Below are 18,005 nucleotides of genomic sequence, written 5' to 3' on the forward strand. Positions count from 1 at the left end.
GGTTACGCGGCGCCCGAACGATGCCGCCATATGGATTGTACGATACCCACCGTCAGCAGCTGAATCATCATCGAAGACGAACCGAAGCTAATAAACGGTAGCGGAATACCGGTAATCGGCATCATGCCGATGCACATGCCGATGTTTTCGAAGGTCTGGAACGCCCACATGCCGACGATACCTACGCATGATAAGCGTAGGAACAGAGACTCGCACTTAAAAGCAACGCGGATCGTCGAGAAGATGAGCAGTACGTACAAGCACAGCAGCAAAAAGGAGCCGCAAAAGCCAAAGGTCTCGGACAGAAAGGCGAAGACGAAGTCGGTGTGGAACTCAGGCAGAAAGCCGCCGGCCGACTGCGTCGCATGGCCCAAACCCTTACCAAAGAAGCCACCCGAGCCAACGGCGATAAGCGACTGCTGCAGGTTGTAGGCATCGTCCGAATCGGCATTATCGGGGTCGATAAAGACCGTCAGACGGTTCATCTGATACTGCTTGATAAGCACATCGTGGCCGAGCAACGAATCAAAGACCGAATCGAGCGCCAGGACGAGGGCCACCAGGCCCACGAGCAGGGCCAGGGTCGACAGCACCCATTCGCGGCGTGCACCACTCATACAAATGACGATGGCGCCCGAAACCAGCACGACAAGGCCCGAGCCCAGGTCGCCCATGGCGACGACGGCCAAAAACGGAATGGACAACATGCCGCAGAGCTTGACGTAGTCGCGAACGGTATCGATGCGACCGTTATACTGCGAGCCAAGCGTAGCAATAAAGAAGATGGTGATGAGCTTGGCAAGCTCAACCGGCTGGAATGTCAAGCCGATACCGGGAATCTTGATCCAGCCCGTCATGCCCAGACCGCCCGTATAGGACAGACCCGGAATCTTGGGCGAGAGGATCACGATCAGGTCGATGACGAGCAACGCCGTCGAGAAATTGGAAATACCGCGCAGGTCGGAGCGCCAGACCAGCACCGCCAGCACCGTGCCGATGCCAATTCCCAGCAGATGGCGTGAGAACGAAGCATCGGCCTTAAACTGCGAAGCCGACCAGATAATGATGGCACCGTAGGCGACGAGCGCCACTGTAGCCACGAGCACACCGATATGGACCTTTTGGCGAAACGTGCCGCGCGAGGCCGAAAGTTGCTTGTTGACGCGGTCCAGGCTGCTGCGAGAGCCGGTCTTGGTTGAACGGAACAGATCCGCCGGAGAAAAATCCATCGCAACCTCCTATCGAACCGAAGAATCGCCCGAGGCCGAAGAGGTATCGGGCTCGTCATAAATCACACCGAGCACGTCGCGCACGACATGCATCGCGGTATCTGAGCCGCCGCCGCCCTGCTCCAGGACAGTAGCGATGACATACTTGGGATTATCGGCCGGTGCATAGGCGCAGAACCAAGCGTATTCGTCCTCGCCGCTTTTCTCGCCCGTGCCCGACTTGCCGTATACCTGCGGCGTCAGGGTACCAAAGTGCGCCGCCAGGGACGTCGATGCCGTGTATATCACGTCGTGCATGCCGTTGCGAACAAGAGCCAAATCCGAATCGCTGTTGATCTTGGCCTCCAGGCGCTTCTTCTTGCCCTTGCCGTTGTACTTATAGGCATCGCCGTCGCCATCGCGCGACACGGCAGATAAAAACACGTGAGGCACGTACTGTTTACCGCCGTTGGCAAGACCCATATAGGCGCACGCCATCTGCAGGGGCGTCACCAGGATGTCGCCCTGGCCGATGGCAATGTTCGTCATATCACCGGCATTCCACTTGCGGTCCTCGGCAGATGCGTCGGTGAAGTACGACTCTTTCCACTCGGCATCGGGAATACGGCCCGCGCCCTCACTCGGCAGATCGATACCGCAGGTCTTGCCTAGGCCCCAGCGACGAAAGACCTCCTGCAGCCCCTCGGAATGTTTCTCGTCATAAAAGAACGCCTTGCCCATGTCGTAGAAGACGGGGTCGCACGAGTTGGCGATACCCGACTGCAGCGTCATGGTGCCGTGGCCGGAATGCAGCCAGCAGTACTTGCCCCACGACTTGCCCAGACCCGTCCAATAGCCCGTGCAGTTGGTCGTCTGCCCCGACGTGTAGGTTCCAAACTCAAGACCGGCCAGTGCCGAGAGCGGCTTGATGGTCGAAGCCGACATGTACTGTCCGCTAATGGCGCGGTTGAGCAGCGGGTGCGAACCCTTGTCATCATTGAGCTCGGTCCACACGTCATTTGAGACGCCGCCGATAAAGACGGACGGATCGAACTTGGGCTCGCTCGCCATGCCCAGGATCTCGCCATTGTTGGGATCGAGACACACCACAGCGCCGTTGCCGGCATTGCTGTAGCCAGTGGTCTTGGCAAGCTCGATAGCGCTCGCCAGTGCCGTCTCGCAGGCCTGTTGGATCTTAAGGTCGAGCGTGAGCTTAATGTCGGAGCCGGCCTTCGCCGGCACGGCGCCGGCCTGACCGGTCACATTGCCCGAGGCATCGACCTTGACGGTCTGCTCGCCACGAATACCCTGCAGCAGGTTTTCGTAGTAGCTCTCAACGCCCGCCTGGCCCACGATATCGCCCGACTGGTACGTAATCTTGCCAGCAGAAGCATCATCATCGCCAGAGGTTTTCTTATTCTGGGCCTCGAGCTGCTCGGAGGTAATGGTGCCGGTATAGCCCAAGATATGGCATGCCGTCTCGCCATATGGATACTGGCGCTCGGTACGCTCGGCAATCTTGACGCCCGGGAACTCGCCGGCATGCTCCTGAATATAGGCAACCGTGGAGCGACGGACGTCCGTCGCGATGGTATGCAGGCTCTGAGCGCCCTCTGTATTGTCCTGAATATTGCGAAGGACCGCCACGTAAGGCATTCCAAGCACGTTGGCAAGATGGCGAACCAGAACCTCATCCTCCGCAAGGTCGCGGTAGGCCACGACAGCAAGTGAGGGACGGTTCTGGACAAGCGCCACGCCATTGCGGTCAAGGATGCGACCGCGCACAGCGGGTGTGGTAACGGTGCGAGTCTGATTACTATTGGCCTGCTTCTCGTAATATTCCGACGAGACCATCTGCATGCCCCACAGCTTGACGGCAAGCGCCGCAAACATCGCGCCCACACCCGTGGTGAGGATGGAAAAGCGGCCCTTAAAGGCGGTCGCCGCGGTATTGCCCTCGCCCTCGGTGGCGCGCGGGGCCGTTCCATGCTGCGTATCGTAGGTAAAACGGGAATCGCCACGACGCATGATGACCAGCGCGACCACGATGGCCACAACCAGCACGATACCGGCGATAATAACCGTCAACTGGGAAGACATCTACGGGCCTCCCCTATTTGAGCTTGCGGGTCTTGGGCTTAAAGCGCATACCCGTCTGGCGTCCGCCACGCGCGGAGAATCCATAGCCGGACTGCGGCACGACGCCGGACATCAAAAACGGAATGGCAACCAGACCCGTCAGGATCGAGGACGGCAGTGCATGGCCGAAGATCGCCACGACAAAGCTCGTCTCCAAACCCATAAACAGCAAGATGATGCTGTAGATCACATTAATGACGAGCGCGAAGGCGCCCACGGTGACGCCGCGCGCACTCGGGCTACCGCCCGTCTGACCGACGGCACTGTGCACCAGGGCAAAAGAACCCACGGTCAGCAGGAGCGACATAACGCCCACCGGCACGGCAGCGGACAGGTCATAAAACAAGCCGCTGCAAAAACCGCACACGACGGCACGGGTCGGGTCGCCCGAGAACACGCTTAGGCACACCAGGATAATCATGAAGTTGACGCGACCACCCGCAATGGAGATCTGCGGTGCCAGGCCTGCCTGCAGCAGCACGCACACGATGGCAGCGATCACAAACGTGCGGGAGCTCATCCCCTGCTCGTGTAGATCCATGGACATGCCCCCTATTCGTTCGAGCCAGAATCGGTCGTCTCGGACGTGTCGGAACTGTCATCCGAGCTCTCGTCCTTCGTCTTGGTTGCAGCATCGCGCGACGTTCCCTGCGGCGTGCTGTTGGCCGTGCTCACGTCCTCATCCGAGGACGACTGTTCATCGGTCAGCGAGGTAATGACCAGCACTTCCTCGTTGTTCTCGGCCGTGGTCTGAGCGCGCACCACAATGGTGTAGTACACGTCGTTTGCCGATTTCTCAACCGACGAGACGGTGCCGAGCGGTAGACCCTTGGGGAACACACCGCCGATGCCCGAGGTCACGATGATGTCGCCAACCTTAACGTCGGAGTCGACGCTCACGTACTCAAGACGCAGCGTGCCGTCAGCCTGACCCTGCAGCATGCCCTGGGCGCGCGTGTCCTGTACCATGGCGGACACACCCGAGTTCTCGTCGCCAATCAGGCGCACGGTGGACGTCTTGGCCGAGACTTCGATGATCTGGCCGATAACACCGGCAGAACTCGTCACGGGCATGTTGATGGTAAGGCCGTCGGCAGAGCCCTTGTCGATGGTAACGGTCGAGGTCCAGGCATCGCCCGAGGCACCAACGATACGAGCAGCGGTCGATTTGAGGTTATAGGTCGACTGCAGGCCGACCAGCCCCTCCAGACGCTCGGCGGTCTTTTGAGACTCGGAGAGCTCGGCAACCTTAGAGGTCAGTTCCTCGTTTTGCTTCTTAAGCTCGTCGAGCGTGTCCTGCGACGCCGTAAGGTTAGAGAACACGTTGCCGATGGCATTGAAGGGAGCCGCCACAGCCGAACCCACAAAGCGCACCGGCGAGGTAATCGTCGTTACGCCCGAACGCACGGCATGAATCGGCCCAGCCTCGCCCTCACGAATATAAAACGTGAGCAGCAACACCGAAATCAGGCTGAAAACAATCAACGGGCGCATACCCGTTGATTGTCGCTTGGTATTCAGATTTGTGGAGAAACCCGAAGATCGTGCCAAATGAAATCCACCTTTTGGAAATTAAGCATTGGTCTGGACGAAGCCGCCATCAAACGCATTGGCCTCGAGCACGCGGGCACAGCCGTTAACAACGTTATCGAGCGCCGTGGGGCTGACGTTGACCGAAACGCCGGTCTCATCGCGCAGGCGCACGTCGAGACCGCGCAGCAGCGCGCCGCCACCGGTCAGCAAAATGCCGTAGTACATAAGGTCCGAGGCAAGATCGGGAGGCGTAGCGTCGAGCGCGTCCTTGACGGCCTTGGCCATCTCGTCGAGCGGCTTGTTGAGTGCGCGACGAATCTCCTCGCTCTCGATGCGCACGGTCTTGGGCAGACCGGTGATCACGTCGCGGCCGTTGACCTCGACGTCGAGCTCGTCCTTGAGCGGCACGGCGGAGCCGACCTTGATCTTGATGTCCTCTGCCGTACGCTCGCCGATGGCCAAGTTGTAGGCATCGCGAACGTGCGTGAGGATGGCCTGATCGAACTCGTCGCCGGCAATACGGATGGACTGCGAGACGACGATGCCGCCCATAGCGATAACGGCAACCTCGGTGGTACCGCCACCGATGTCGATGACCATGGAGCCGGTAGGCTCCTCGACGGGCAGGTCGGCGCCGATAGCGGCGGCCATAGGCTCTTCGATCAGATAGGCCTGGCGAGCGCCAGCCTGGATCGTGGCCTCAAAGACAGCACGCTTCTCGACCGACGTGACGCCGGAGGGAACGCAGACGACAACGCGCGGGCGCGGGGTCCACGGATAGCGCTTCTCGGACGCCTTGTCGATAAAGTAGCGAAGCATGGCCTCGGTAACATCGAAGTCGGCGATGACGCCGTCCTTCAGGGGACGAACAGCCACGATGTTGCCGGGCGTACGGCCGAGCATGCGCTTTGCCTCGATACCGACCGCCAGGATGCGCTCGTCGTTCTTGTCGATGGCGACTACAGAGGGCTCGCGAATGACGATGCCCTTGCCGCGCACGGAGACAAGCGTATTTGCGGTGCCGAGGTCGATGGCAAGATCGCCCGCATAGCTACCGAAGAACATATCCATCAAAGAAAACAACGCAACTCCTGATGTGTTGGATGATTGCTGGAAAACTACTAGCTCATCATACTAGCGCAAGCCCGGCACCTCACTTGCGGTGAAGCGCCGGGCAAAGCTAAATCCCATAAGGTCACTACTGGTTGTCAGCAGCCGAGAAATCCATATCGAGCGAGGAAACGGCCCAGCCGATATGGTTGTCGGAGCGCACGAATTTGACGGTGTACTCCTGCTCGCCGCCCTTGGACAGCGATGCCTTCACCTTAGCGGTCGTCTCGGTCATGGACTGATCCATGCCCTCGACGGACACGGTGGCACCCTGCGGAATCGAGGAGATGATCATCGACTTAGCGTCCTCGGACAGGCTCGATGCCAGGCAAGACTCGGCCTTTGCGGTGTCACCGTCGCCGGCAGCCTGGAACAGATCGGTAACGACAGACTCCTGGGACGGGAAGCCAAAGCCGCGCGTGTAGACAAAGCCCAGACCGCCCGCGGCGATCAAAATGAGCAGAAGCAGCACGATGAAGACTTTGAGACCCGTGTGGCGATGGCGACGACGGACCTTGGCCTGCTTACGATCCTGACGGTCCTGCTGGACCATCTCGGACTCGGACAGCGTAAAGAAGCCGGTGTCCGAGGGATCGGGCATAAACTGACCGGTCGCGCCCGTAGGATCGAGCGGATCGACGGCAGGAGCGTCCATCGCGGGCGCCGGAGCCGTGGCCATAGCCGTCTGGGCAGACAGCGCGGCAAGCGAATCGTGCACGCGGGCAAGCTCATCGGCCTGCTCGGAGGTGAGCTGGTAGATGCCATCGGCAGTAGCGGCGTTAAAGGCGTCGAGTGCGTCGGAGGGACGGCCGGCGGCAGAAAGTGCCTGACCCATGCCGGCGTTGAGCGCACGCGTATCGTCGCGGGGGCCGGCAAAGTCGATAGCCGTGCGGTAGGTCTCCACGGCATCCGCCGGACGGCCGAGCTTAATGAAGCAACGGCCAAGCTCGCCGAGTGCGGCGGCAGGAGCCGGATTGGCGCCGTCGATGGCGGCCTGACGGAAGGCAGTACCTGCGTTGGCATAGTCGCCCGACTGGAACAGCGCGTTACCCAGGCCCAGATAGGCCTTGAACGGCGTGGCATAGGAAGCATCCTGCGTAGCAGCAGAGAACGCCTGGGCGGCCGTCGTGTAGTCGCCCACGGCGGCGAGCGCCTTGCCGCGGTTGGTGAGCAGCGCGCCGCGCTTGCCGTAGGTGCCGTCGTTGAGGGCGGCAGCATAAGCCTCGGCGGCCTCGGCATACATGCCCAGGTGCATCAAGGCGTTGCCACGAAGGTGATCGGCCTCGCCCATAATCTCATCGGGAGTCTTTGCCGCCCCAAGCATCTGGGCTGCAGCGGAAAAATCACCCGCGCGGTAAGCGGCGCGGCCCTGTTGGATCAGCTGGCTATTCAAGGAAGTCCCCTTTACTCGTGAACAATCTCGACATGGACGATCTCGTCGCCGGCACGCAGCTGCGAAATCACATCGAGACCCTCGACCGTGGTACCAAAGACGGTGTAACCGGAATCGAGGTTATGCTGGGCGCCCAGGCAGAAGTAGAACTGCGAACCCGCGGAATCGGGGTCCATGGAGCGTGCCATGGCAAGGGCGCCATCGACATGGCTGTTGCGCGGATTAGTGGCAAACTCGCCCTTGATGCAGTAGCCGGGGCCACCGGTACCGGGCATGCCGTCGGGGCCCTCAAGACCAGCGGCGACGTCGGCGCCGGACATATCGCGGGTATTGGGGTCGCCGCCCTGGATGACAAAACCGGGCACATAGCGATGGAACTTAAGGCCATCATAGAAGCCCATCGTAGAAAGCTCGCAGAAGTTCGCGACATGAATGGGAGCGCCCTCGCCGTCAAACTTGACCTTGATGGTACCCTTCGACGTCTCGATAACGGCGCACTCGTCGCCGGCAAGCTGATACTCGGGCGTGTAGAGCTCTTTCTTAAAACCAAACATGTGGTTCCTTCCTCGTGCGTTTAAAGCATATTTGTACGAATTGTAGCAATAAGCATGCGCTTACATCAATTGCGCACGTAGGTTATGCCGACTATGGCGAACTAATTTTAGGAACGCTGCTGCGGCTTCCAGGAGCCCACGTTGGCGTCGTACTGATTAAGCGCGCTGTTGCCACTCTGAGCGATGGGCGCCAGGATCTCGCTTTGGTGAGAACTCATCGACTCGCCATCGGGAATGGCCAGCGAGATGTCCCAACTCTGGCAGATCACGTCGACGCGCTCATACATCCACTCGGCAAGCTGCTTTAAGTGGGCAATGTCGTCCGCATAGACCGTATCGTCCTGGTACTTAAGGTTGCTGAGCTCATCTTGCGTCTTTTTAATCTGGTCGCGCAGGGCGTAAGCACTCTGCGACAGCTCCTGACGGGTGGACAGCGGCGTTCGGAGATAGCCGTTGTTAAAGGAATCGATGACCTCGCCAATCTGGTCCTCGTCACCGTAGGACACGATGGTCTGATACAGACCGTCGAGCCTGGTATAGAGCTGATCATCGGTCAGCACGGTTTCTTCCTGGACTACCTCGGCAGAATCGTCCTGCTTGGTATCGTCCTCGGTCGCCTCGCCCTTTTGGCGCGTGGGGAAGGTCGTCTGCGCAGCCTGGCCAAACTGGTCGTAGAAGCCGGGCATGACGCCCATAGGATCGGCAGTCACAAACCAATACGCACCACCGCACACGGCGGCGAGCACCGCGATGACGATAAGCGGTTTGGGGATATGGCGCTTGTGCTTGTGATAGGCATCCTCGTCGGGATGGACCTTGCGCTTGGCCTTTTGCTTTTTGGGCTGGACATCATCGCGCAGGGACACCGGTGTGGGGATATCGACCTTGGGGATGCCAAAATCCTTGTCGAAGGCCGGCAGCACGCAGGTCTCGTTGGGATCGGCGGCATCCGAGAGCACCGCGGCGGCAGAGGCCGGCGCATGGGGCACCTCAGTATCGATCTGCTCCTGCGTCAAGCGCGGGAAGCCGGCCGTGCGGCCTGCCGCCAAATCGGATGCGGCCGCGTCTTTAGAAAGGATGCCCGGGGCGGGGCGCCCGCACTTGGGACAGGTGCGATCGTGCGGGGACAGGCGTGCCCCGCAACCATCGCAGAACACGAACTCGGTATGCTCGGGACCGTCGCCTGGACCAACGTATGCGTTGCAGTAGGGGCAGAACGAGGCGCCGTCTTCTATAGTCTTAAGGCAATGCGGGCAGATCACGGCTTCCTCTTTTCGGAGCAATTCATACAGTCGAGGTTAGAGCATAGCATCGCCACGCCCCCACAGAAGCAAGGCACCAATTCAACATCGCCAGGATAGTCTTTGTGGAGGGATGATTATTCTGGGACGGGGATTAGAAAATCATCCCCAGGCGACTGAAGCTAGGCTTTATTTGCGGGCTTTTTCTTCTTGCTCGGCATCGAGACCTTAATGCCCTGGGCGGACTTGGTCACACGCGAGCGAGTGACGCCCGTGCCCTTCTTTTTCTTGGGCTGGGCCTTTTCCACACCCTCGAGCGCGCGAACCTCGGCCTCGCGAGCGGTGCGCTCCTCACGGCGCTGCGCCATATCGGCGGCGACGCGCTTGGCAAAACGCTGGGCAGTTGAGCCCGTCGAGCTCACCTTGCCGCCGCCACGACCCAGACGGACGCGAACGCCGCGGCCAAAGCCGGTGGCAGCATGGCGACGACGCGGCTTAAGCGAATCCATCATCGTGGCGAGCTTAAAGAACACCGTGCAGGTAAAGACGATGATCGCCAGTAAGATAACCGCCTCACCCGTCGACAGGTTGGCGATGGACAGCAGCTGCGGGAATCCGATAACACCCGCCAGGATGCCGACGACGACAAACACAAAAAGCACCACACGCAAGGGCGTAAGCGGCTGCGAGATACGCCAGATCAGACTCACGCTCGCCGCACACGACGTAAGCAGGCACATGGTCGAAAGCGTGAGCCGGTTAAAGCCGAACACGCGCGCCACAAAGATATCGAGCGCCGCAGCCATTATGACCGCCAGCGACGCCGGCAGCGCACGCTTGAGCACGTTGGTCAAGAATGACCCCTTCACGCGGGCATTATTGGGCTCCAAACCCAGCACAAAGCCCGGCGCGCCGATGCAGAAGAAGTTGATGAGTGTCATCTGAATCGGCTCGAAGGGATATGGCGGAAACGCGATGCACAGCGCCGCCAAGCCCATCGAGAACAGCGTCTTGGTCAGAAACAGCGCCGCAGAGCGCTGCAAGTTGTTGATGGAGCGACGGCCCTCGGCCACCACGGCGGGCATCGAGGCAAAATCATTGTCGACCAGCACGATCTCGGCCACGTTGCGCGCAGCATCGGAACCGGCGGCCATGGCCACAGAGCAGTCGGCCTCCTTGAGCGCCAACACGTCGTTGACGCCGTCGCCCGTCATGGCAACGGTATGGTCGCGACGCTTGAGCGCGTGCACGAGCTCGCGCTTCTGCTGCGGCGTCACGCGGCCAAAGACGTGGTAGCGATCCACCGCGGCATCAATCTTGGACGGCGTATCGAGCGTCGTGGCGTCGACGTAGGCATCGGCCCCCGGAACGCCCACCACGCGCGCGATCGACGACACCGTGCGCGGGTCGTCGCCGCTGATCACGTTGAGGGTCACGCCCTGCTCGTTAAAGTAGCCGATGGTCTCGGCGGCCGAGGTACGGATCTCGTCGCGAATAGTCACAAAGCCCACGGGCTCGGCCTCGCCAACCATATCGCCGTCGGGCGTAAAGCCGTCCACGCGCGCCACAACAAGTACGCGGCAGGTGTCGGCGAGCTCGGCCACACGGTTCTCGACCTGCGCAAAGGCGCGCTCCGAAAGCACAAATTGCGCCGCGCCCATCACATAGGAGCCCTGCGCAAACGAGGCGCCGCTCCACTTTTTGGACGACGAGAACGGAATGACCGCCAGCGGCTCGGACACCTCTACCGGGCGGTCGGCGTAATAGTTAAGCAGCGCTTGACAGGTCTCGTTGGCGTCTGCCGAGGTGGCACGCGCCACGTTGGCGAGCGCAAAATCGAGGACTGTGGTCTCGACGGGAACAGCCGCCTCGTCCGAATCCGCGCCAAAACCAACACCCTCAACAGGCAACGGATAGGTGCCCTCAACCTCCATGCGACCCGACGTGATGGTGCCTGTCTTGTCCAAGCACAGCACGTCGACGCGCGCGAGGGTCTCGATGCAGTAGAGCTGCTGCGCGAGTACCTTGCGGCGCGCCAGACGCACCGTGGCGATGGCAAGCACCGACGAGGTCAGCAGCACCAGGCCCTGCGGAATCATGCCTAAAAGAGCACCCACCGTAGACAGCAGCGCCGACGAGGGCACGCGACCGGCAAGCAGCTCGGAAAAGCACCACGAAAGTGCGCTGTCGCCCGGCGTACCGGCGGCATCCCACAGCTCGCTCACGCTCGAGGCAAAGAGCGCCAGGCCGAGCGGAATCATAATGAGGCTCGCGAAGCGCACGATGGCGTTGAGCGCGTTCATGATCTCGGAATTGACCTTTTTGACGTACTTGGCCTCGTTGTTGATCTTTGCCACGTAGTTATCGGCGCCAACATGGATCACGCGGGCGCGCAGCAGACCCGAGTCGATAAAGCTGCCGCTCATGAGCTCGGAGCCGGGCTGCTTTTTAATGAGATCGCTCTCGCCCGTCAGCAGGCTCTCGTTAACGAGCGCCTCGCCCGATACCACCACGGCGTCGGCAGGAATCTGATCACCGCGCCCCAGGCGAATGATGTCGTCGAGCACGATCTGGTCCAAGTCGAGCTCCACCTCGGCACCGTCGCGCACCGCGATGGCCTTCTTAGAGGTCAAAAGCGTGAGCTTATCGACCATCTTCTTGGAGCGCATGGACTGGATGACGCCGATGGCGGTATTGAGGAACACCACGAACAGGAACGTCAGGTTCTTAAACGAACCGGTCAGCAACACCAGAATCGCCAAGACAGCGTTGATCAAGTTAAACAGTGTGCAGAGGTTCTCGATGATGAGCTCGCGGACCGATTTAATCTTGAGCTCCATGTTGCGGTTGATCTTACCGGCGGCGATGCGCTCCTCGACCTCGGCGGTCGAAAGCCCGCGCTCGATATCCGTTGCTGCCATACCACGTCCCATCACGTCGCGTCGGTATAAGAAAACCGCCCGGACCATGCGAGGTTCGGACGGTCTTACGTTCGATGGTGCCCCATGTTGGATTCGAACCAACGGCCTTCTGCTCCGGAGGCAGACGCTCTAATCCCCTGAGCTAATAGGGCGAACGGTTGGCATTATACCCAAGTGCGCCACGGGCTAACAAAAGAATAGAAAAAGCTTTGCAATTACGTGGGAGACACGGCGCAGAGGCTCACTTTAGAACGCAAAAGTGAAACAATTAGTATAAACTCACATGCACCATATATACACGGCTCGCGATGCGGGCCGTTTTTGCAAAAGTTATCCATCGAGGTGAGAGGCACACCATGATTGCAATTTTAAAGCAGAGCGCCAGCGACGAGGCCGTCGGCCATATCGTCAGCTGGATCGAGAAGAAGGGTCTCAAGACCGACGTCTCGCGCGGCGAGAACGAGACCATCATCGGCCTGGTGGGCGATACGACCAAGATCGACCCGTTCCTGCTCGAGTCCATGGATGTCGTCGAGCGCGTGCAGCGCGTCTCCGAGCCCTTTAAGCGTGCCAACCGCAAGTTCCACCCCGAGGACTCCGTCATCGACTGCGGCCACGGCGTCAAGATCGGCGGCGACCAGTTCCAGGTCATCGCAGGCCCCTGCTCCGTCGAGGGCGAGAACCTCATTCGCATCGCACGCCGCGTAAAGGCCGCCGGCGCCACGATGCTGCGCGGTGGCGCCTACAAGCCCCGCACCTCCCCTTACGCCTACCAGGGCATGGGCCCCGCCGGCCTGGACCTGCTATGCGAGGCATCCGCCGAGCTCGACATGCCGATCGTCACCGAGATCATGGACCCGCGCGACGTGCAGGTCTTCTTGGATAAGAAGATCGACGTCATGCAGATCGGCGCCCGCAACGCGCAGAACTTCCCCCTGCTCAAGGAGGTCGGCAAGACCAAGACCCCGATCCTGCTCAAGCGCGGCATGTCCGGCACCGTCGACGAGCTGCTCATGGCTGCCGAGTACATCATGAGCGAGGGCAACGACAACGTCATCCTGTGTGAGCGCGGCATTCGCACCTTCGAGACCCGCACCCGCAATACCTTCGACCTCAACGCCGTGCCGGTGCTGCACCACCTGTCGCACCTGCCCGTCGTCGCCGACCCCAGCCACGCCACCGGCTACACCCGCTATGTCGAGCCCATGGCGCTCGCTGCGACCGCCTGTGGCGCCAACGGCCTGGAGATCGAGGTCCACGACGACCCGAGCCACGCCTGGTCTGACGGCGCCCAGGCCCTCACGCCCGACCAGTTCGACGACACCATGCACCGCATCCGTGCCATCCGCGAGGTCGTCTGCCAAGAGACCGTTCAGGAGTAGCCCATGGGTACGGTGAGAAACGCACGCGTCAACCAGGGCGGCCCCAAGTGTGCCGGTATCGTGGGCCTGGGCCTCATCGGCGGCAGCTTTGCCCGCGGCTATGCGCAGGCGGGCGTCCGCGTGCTGGCCTGGGACCCCGACGATGACGTGATGACGGCCGCCAGCATGGGTACCGTCGCCGGCGAGCTCAACGACGAGACGCTCGGTGAGTGCGACATCATCGTCCTTGCCTGCTATCCTAAAGGATGCATCGAGTGGCTCGAGGAGCACGCCCAGGCGCTCGCCGACGCTACCGACACCGAGGCCATCATGGGTCCCGTGGTGATCGACACCGTGGGCGTCAAGGGCATTGTGTGTGAGCGGGCCTTTGAGCTCGCACGCGAGCACGGCTTTTACTTTGTGGGCGCCCACCCCATGGCGGGCACCCAGTTCTCGGGCTACGCGCACTCCCGCGCCGACCTGTTCCAGGGCGCACCGCTCGTGCTCGTTCCGCCCGCGGTAGACGATGCCCTTAAGCTGGAGCTCTTGGGCCAGGTGCGCGAGATGGTGCGTCCCTTGGGGTTTGGCAAGTTCAGCGTGACCACCGCCGCCGAGCACGACCGCGTGATCGCCTTTACGAGCCAGCTCGCGCACGTGGTGTCTAACGCCTACGTAAAGAGCCCCACCGCCCAGGTCCACCACGGCTTTTCGGCCGGTAGCTACCGCGATCTCACCCGCGTGGCCCACCTCAACCCGCAGATGTGGTCCGAACTCATGATTGACGACGCCGACGCGCTTGCCTTCGAGATCGACCACCTGATCGATGCGCTCGGCGCCTACAGCCACGCGCTCAAGGATCGCGACCAGCGCTATCTGGAAAATCTCCTAGCCGAGGGCGATCGCATCAAGCGCGCACTCGACGACGAGAGCGCCCACTAGACCACCTATCACGCCAGGTCGAAAGGACCATAGCTTATGGCGATTACCATCGATATCGACACCGCACGCCCCTACCAGGTACACGTGGGCACCTTTTTGCTGGAGCAGGCAGGGCCGCTCGTTCGCGCCACCGCTGGCGGATCACGCGCCGTCATTGTGACAGACACCAACGTGGGTCCGCTCTACCAGATGCCCGTCAAGCAGAGTCTGGAGGCGTCAGGCTATGAGGTAAGCATTTGCACCTTCGAGGCCGGCGAGGCACACAAGCGCGCCGAGACCTACGTTACCATTCTTGAGTTTGTTGCCGAGCATGAGCTTTCGCGCTCCGACGTGATCGTGGCGCTCGGCGGCGGCGTCGTGGGCGACGTGGCCGGCTTTGTGGCCGCCACCTACATGCGCGGCTGCAAGTTTGTGCAGATCCCCACGAGTCTGCTCGCCATGGTGGACTCGTCGGTGGGCGGCAAGACGGCCATCGACCTGGCCGCCGGCAAAAATCTCGCCGGAGCCTTTTGGCAGCCGAGCGTGGTTATCGCCGACGTAGGGTGCCTGGCCACCCTCACGCCCGAGCAGTTCGCCGACGGCTGCGGCGAGGTCGTCAAGCACGCCGTGATTGCCGATCCGGAGCTCTTCGATGAGCTCGAGAAGACCCCGCTCACGCTGGAGTTGCTTAACCAGGACGTGGCCCGCGTGGCGCTCATCATCGCCCGCAATATCGACATCAAGCGCGCCGTGGTCGTTGCCGACGAACGCGAGACCAACCAGCGCAAGCTCCTCAACTTTGGACACAGCGCCGGACATGCCGTCGAGGCCTGCGAGCACTTTGAGCTAGGACACGGCAACTGCGTGTCGATCGGCATGGGTATCATCACGCGTGCCGCGGCCCTGCACGGCATTTGCGACGCTGCACTGCCCGCGCGCATCGAAGAGCTCTGCGCCCGTCATGGCCTCAAGACCCGCTGCGAGCTATCCGCCGACGCCATCTTTGCCGAGGCGCTGCACGACAAAAAACGCGCTGGTGACACCATCGACCTGGTGATTCCGCACGGCATTGGCCGCTGCAGCATCGACCGCACGCCGCTTTCAACCTTCCATGATTTAATTGCCGAGGGCCTCGGCCAGAAGGGAGACGCATCAGCATGCTAGCCCGCATCACCCCCTCCCCGCTCAAGGGCACCGTTCCCGCTATCGCATCCAAGTCGATGGCGCATCGTCTCATCATCTGCGCTGCGCTCGCCAACGGTGAGACGCACGTCACTTGCAACACCACCTGCGCCGATATCGAGGCCACAGTGCACTGCCTCACGGCCCTGGGCGCCCGTATCGAGACCGTCGAGGACGGCTTCCAAGTCCATCCCACTATGAAGAGTATTGAGTTCGGCCTGCTCAAGGCACTTGCCGGCGGCACGCTCGACTGCGGCGAGAGCGGCTCCACGCTCCGCTTTATGCTGCCCGTCGCCTGCGCGCTGGGAGCAGAGGCCACCTTTGTGGGCCGGGGTCGTCTGGGCGCACGCCCCCTCTCCCCGCTCTCCGACGAGATCATTGCCGCCGGCTGCGACCTGCAGGGGCTGGGCGGCTTTCCGCTCAAGACAAGCGGCCGCATGCGCCCGGGCACCTTTATCCTGCCGGGTAACGTGAGCTCGCAGTACATCTCCGGTCTGCTGCTGGCAGCCCCACTTCTGGCCCAGCCCTCCTGCGTGCAGGTGACCGGCCTTATCGAGAGCCGCCCCTATATCAACCTGACCATCCAGGCCATGAAGGCCTTCGGAGTCGAGGTCAACGTCGAGCGTATTCCGGCCAAGGACGGCCAGCCCGAGGTCACGAACTTCCGCGTGAACAGCGGCTCCTACCGCACGCCTGGCAGCGTGGCCGTCGAAGGCGACTGGTCCAACGCCGCCTTTTGGCTGTGTGCCGGCGCCATCGGCTCCGACCCCATCACCGTCGAGGGTGTGTCGCTCAGCTCCGCGCAGGGCGACCGCAACGTGCTCGCCGCGCTTTCGCGCTTTGGCGCTCGCATCGTGCGCTCCACTAACGCCGCCACCGTGCAGTCCGACAAGCTCGCCGGCTTTGAGATGAGCGCGCACGACATCCCCGACTTGGTGCCCGTTATCTCTGCCGTGGCATCGTTGGCGCAGGGCCGCACGTTTATCCGCGATTGCGCCCGCCTGCGCATCAAGGAATCCGACCGTCTGGCCACTACCACCCGCGAGCTCACCGCACTGGGGGCGCAGGTACGCATTGCCGGTGACGACCTCATCATCAAGGGTGTCGACGCCTTTACCGGCGGCGAGGTCGATTCGCACAACGACCACCGCATCGCCATGATGGCCGCCATCGCCGCGAGCCGTGCTACCGGCGATGTCGTGATCCACGGCGCCGAGGCCGTCAACAAGTCCTATCCCGATTTCTTTGACCACTACCGCCTGCTGGGCGGCAAGGTCACGCTCGAGGAGGAATAGCATGTCCTCGACCTTTGGCAACGTTTTGCATCTGAGCATCTTTGGCCAGTCGCACTCCCCTGCTATCGGCTGCTCACTCGACGGCATTCCTGCTGGTATCGCCGTTGACCAGGAGCAGCTGCAGGCCTTTTTGGACCGTCGCGCCCCCGGTCGCGACGAGACCGCAACCAAGCGCCGTGAGGCCGACGCCGCGCATATCATTGCCGGTGTGGTCGATGGGCACACCACCGGCGCACCCATCGCAGCGATCATCGAGAACACCAACACGCGCTCCAAGGACTATTCCGAGCTGCGCCGCAAGCCCCGCCCCGGGCACGCAGACTTTCCGGCGCGCGTGAAGTACCACAACATGCACGACGTCGCCGGCGGCGGACACTTCTCCGGTCGTCTGACGGCCCCCCTATGCATCGCCGGCGGCATCGCGCTGCAGGCACTCGAGGCCCGTGGCATCAAGGTCATGGCGCACGTCGCGCAAATCGGCGGTATCTCCGACCTGCCCATGGACGACATGGTCTATCGCGAGGCCGACCGCAAGGCGACCCTTACAAACGACCTGCCCTGCATTGACGCCGCAGCTGCCGGTCGCATGCGCGAGGAGATTCTGGCCGCACGCGACGAGCTCGACAGCATCGGTGGCATCGTGGAGTGCGGCATCTACGGGCTTCCCGCGGGCATCGGCGACCCCATGTTCGACGGCATCGAGAACCGCATCGCACAAATCGCGTTTGGCATTCCCGCCGTAAAGGGTGTGGAGTTTGGCATGGGCTTTGCCGTGGCCGCTATGCGCGGCAGCGAGAACAACGATCCGTACCGCGTAGATGCCGAGACCGGCGAGATTGCGGTCGAGTCCAACAACGCCGGCGGCATCCTGGGCGGTATTTCCACAGGCGCACCCGTCATGTGGCGTATGGCCGTAAAGCCGACGCCCTCCATCGGTCGCGAGCAACAGACCGTGGACATGGACGCCATGGAAAATGCCGAGCTCTCGGTCCACGGCCGCCATGATCCCTGCATCGTCCCGCGCGCCGTCCCCGTAGCCGAAGCAGCCGCCGCCCTCGCGATTTGGGACGCCCTCCTCGAGGACGCCGCCCAGCGCTAACCCGACTCACCTGGGTTGCCTGCCAACTCAGCCGTTACGTGAAAGGGGCCT

Annotated in this window: 14 protein-coding genes and 1 tRNA gene; 5 read left to right on the forward strand and 10 right to left on the reverse strand. The window is 61.7% G+C overall.

What is annotated here, in order from left to right; genetic code table 11:
• Nucleotides 1–2 precede the first annotated feature (2 nt).
• The 10 genes from GXM19_RS03345 to GXM19_RS03390 all read right to left on the reverse strand — a co-directional run bounded on the left by GXM19_RS03345 (nt 3) and on the right by GXM19_RS03390 (nt 12,251).
• Entirely contained in the window at nt 3–1,229 is a 1,227-nt protein-coding gene (locus GXM19_RS03345; RefSeq protein WP_006236069.1) for an FtsW/RodA/SpoVE family cell cycle protein, read from the reverse strand.
• A gap of 9 nt (nt 1,230–1,238) precedes the next feature.
• Entirely contained in the window at nt 1,239–3,308 is a 2,070-nt protein-coding gene (gene mrdA / locus GXM19_RS03350) for a penicillin-binding protein 2 (protein ID WP_006236067.1), read from the reverse strand.
• A gap of 13 nt (nt 3,309–3,321) precedes the next feature.
• Entirely contained in the window at nt 3,322–3,888 is a 567-nt protein-coding gene (locus tag GXM19_RS03355; RefSeq protein ID WP_040359971.1) for a rod shape-determining protein MreD, read from the reverse strand.
• 11 nt (nt 3,889–3,899) lie between these two features.
• Entirely contained in the window at nt 3,900–4,841 is a 942-nt protein-coding gene (gene mreC, locus GXM19_RS03360; protein WP_006236063.1) for a rod shape-determining protein MreC, read from the reverse strand.
• A gap of 78 nt (nt 4,842–4,919) precedes the next feature.
• Nucleotides 4,920–5,951 carry a rod shape-determining protein gene (gene mreB, locus GXM19_RS03365; RefSeq protein ID WP_006236061.1) on the reverse strand — a complete coding sequence of 344 codons (1,032 nt, stop codon included), beginning with the start codon at nt 5,949–5,951 and terminating at the stop codon, nt 4,920–4,922.
• A 127-nt stretch (nt 5,952–6,078) separates the two neighbouring features.
• On the reverse strand, nt 6,079–7,383 hold the full coding sequence (locus GXM19_RS03370) for a tetratricopeptide repeat protein (RefSeq protein ID WP_050766182.1): 1,305 nt from the start codon (nt 7,381–7,383) through the stop codon (nt 6,079–6,081).
• Between the two features lie 11 nt (nt 7,384–7,394).
• Nucleotides 7,395–7,937, reverse strand: coding sequence for a peptidylprolyl isomerase (locus tag GXM19_RS03375; RefSeq protein ID WP_006236059.1), 543 nt, complete (start codon nt 7,935–7,937; stop codon nt 7,395–7,397).
• 107 nt (nt 7,938–8,044) lie between these two features.
• Nucleotides 8,045–9,199, reverse strand: coding sequence for a zinc ribbon domain-containing protein (locus GXM19_RS03380; RefSeq protein ID WP_040359941.1), 1,155 nt, complete (start codon nt 9,197–9,199; stop codon nt 8,045–8,047).
• A gap of 161 nt (nt 9,200–9,360) precedes the next feature.
• Complete coding sequence (locus GXM19_RS03385) at nt 9,361–12,099, reverse strand: HAD-IC family P-type ATPase (RefSeq protein WP_115596197.1); 2,739 nt, start codon at nt 12,097–12,099, stop codon at nt 9,361–9,363.
• A gap of 75 nt (nt 12,100–12,174) precedes the next feature.
• Nucleotides 12,175–12,251 (reverse strand) — tRNA-Arg (locus tag GXM19_RS03390).
• 204 nt (nt 12,252–12,455) lie between these two features.
• Here GXM19_RS03390 and aroF point away from each other — a divergent pair.
• The 5 genes from aroF to aroC are packed head-to-tail and all read left to right on the forward strand — an operon-like array spanning nt 12,456 to nt 17,954.
• A complete protein-coding gene (aroF, locus tag GXM19_RS03395) occupies nt 12,456–13,481 on the forward strand; it encodes a 3-deoxy-7-phosphoheptulonate synthase (protein ID WP_040359938.1) in 1,026 nt (341 codons plus the stop codon).
• Nucleotides 13,482–13,484: 3 nt separating this feature from the next.
• Nucleotides 13,485–14,399 (forward strand): prephenate dehydrogenase, encoded by a 915-nt coding sequence (locus GXM19_RS03400; protein WP_006236053.1) that lies wholly within the window; start codon nt 13,485–13,487, stop codon nt 14,397–14,399.
• 36 nt (nt 14,400–14,435) lie between these two features.
• The gene (gene aroB / locus GXM19_RS03405) at nt 14,436–15,542 is read left to right on the forward strand and encodes a 3-dehydroquinate synthase (protein WP_006236052.1); all 1,107 of its coding nucleotides are present in this window, start codon (nt 14,436–14,438) and stop codon (nt 15,540–15,542) included.
• Complete coding sequence (gene aroA, locus GXM19_RS03410; protein WP_006236051.1) at nt 15,536–16,855, forward strand: 3-phosphoshikimate 1-carboxyvinyltransferase; 1,320 nt, start codon at nt 15,536–15,538, stop codon at nt 16,853–16,855. The genes aroB and aroA overlap by 7 nt, the downstream gene beginning before the upstream one ends.
• Nucleotide 16,856: 1 nt before the next feature.
• Complete coding sequence (gene aroC / locus GXM19_RS03415; RefSeq protein WP_006236050.1) at nt 16,857–17,954, forward strand: chorismate synthase; 1,098 nt, start codon at nt 16,857–16,859, stop codon at nt 17,952–17,954.
• Nucleotides 17,955–18,005: the final 51 nt, after the last annotated feature.

The sequence above is a fragment of the Collinsella aerofaciens ATCC 25986 genome, from assembly GCF_010509075.1.
GTDB classification, from domain to species: Bacteria; Actinomycetota; Coriobacteriia; order Coriobacteriales; family Coriobacteriaceae; genus Collinsella; species Collinsella aerofaciens.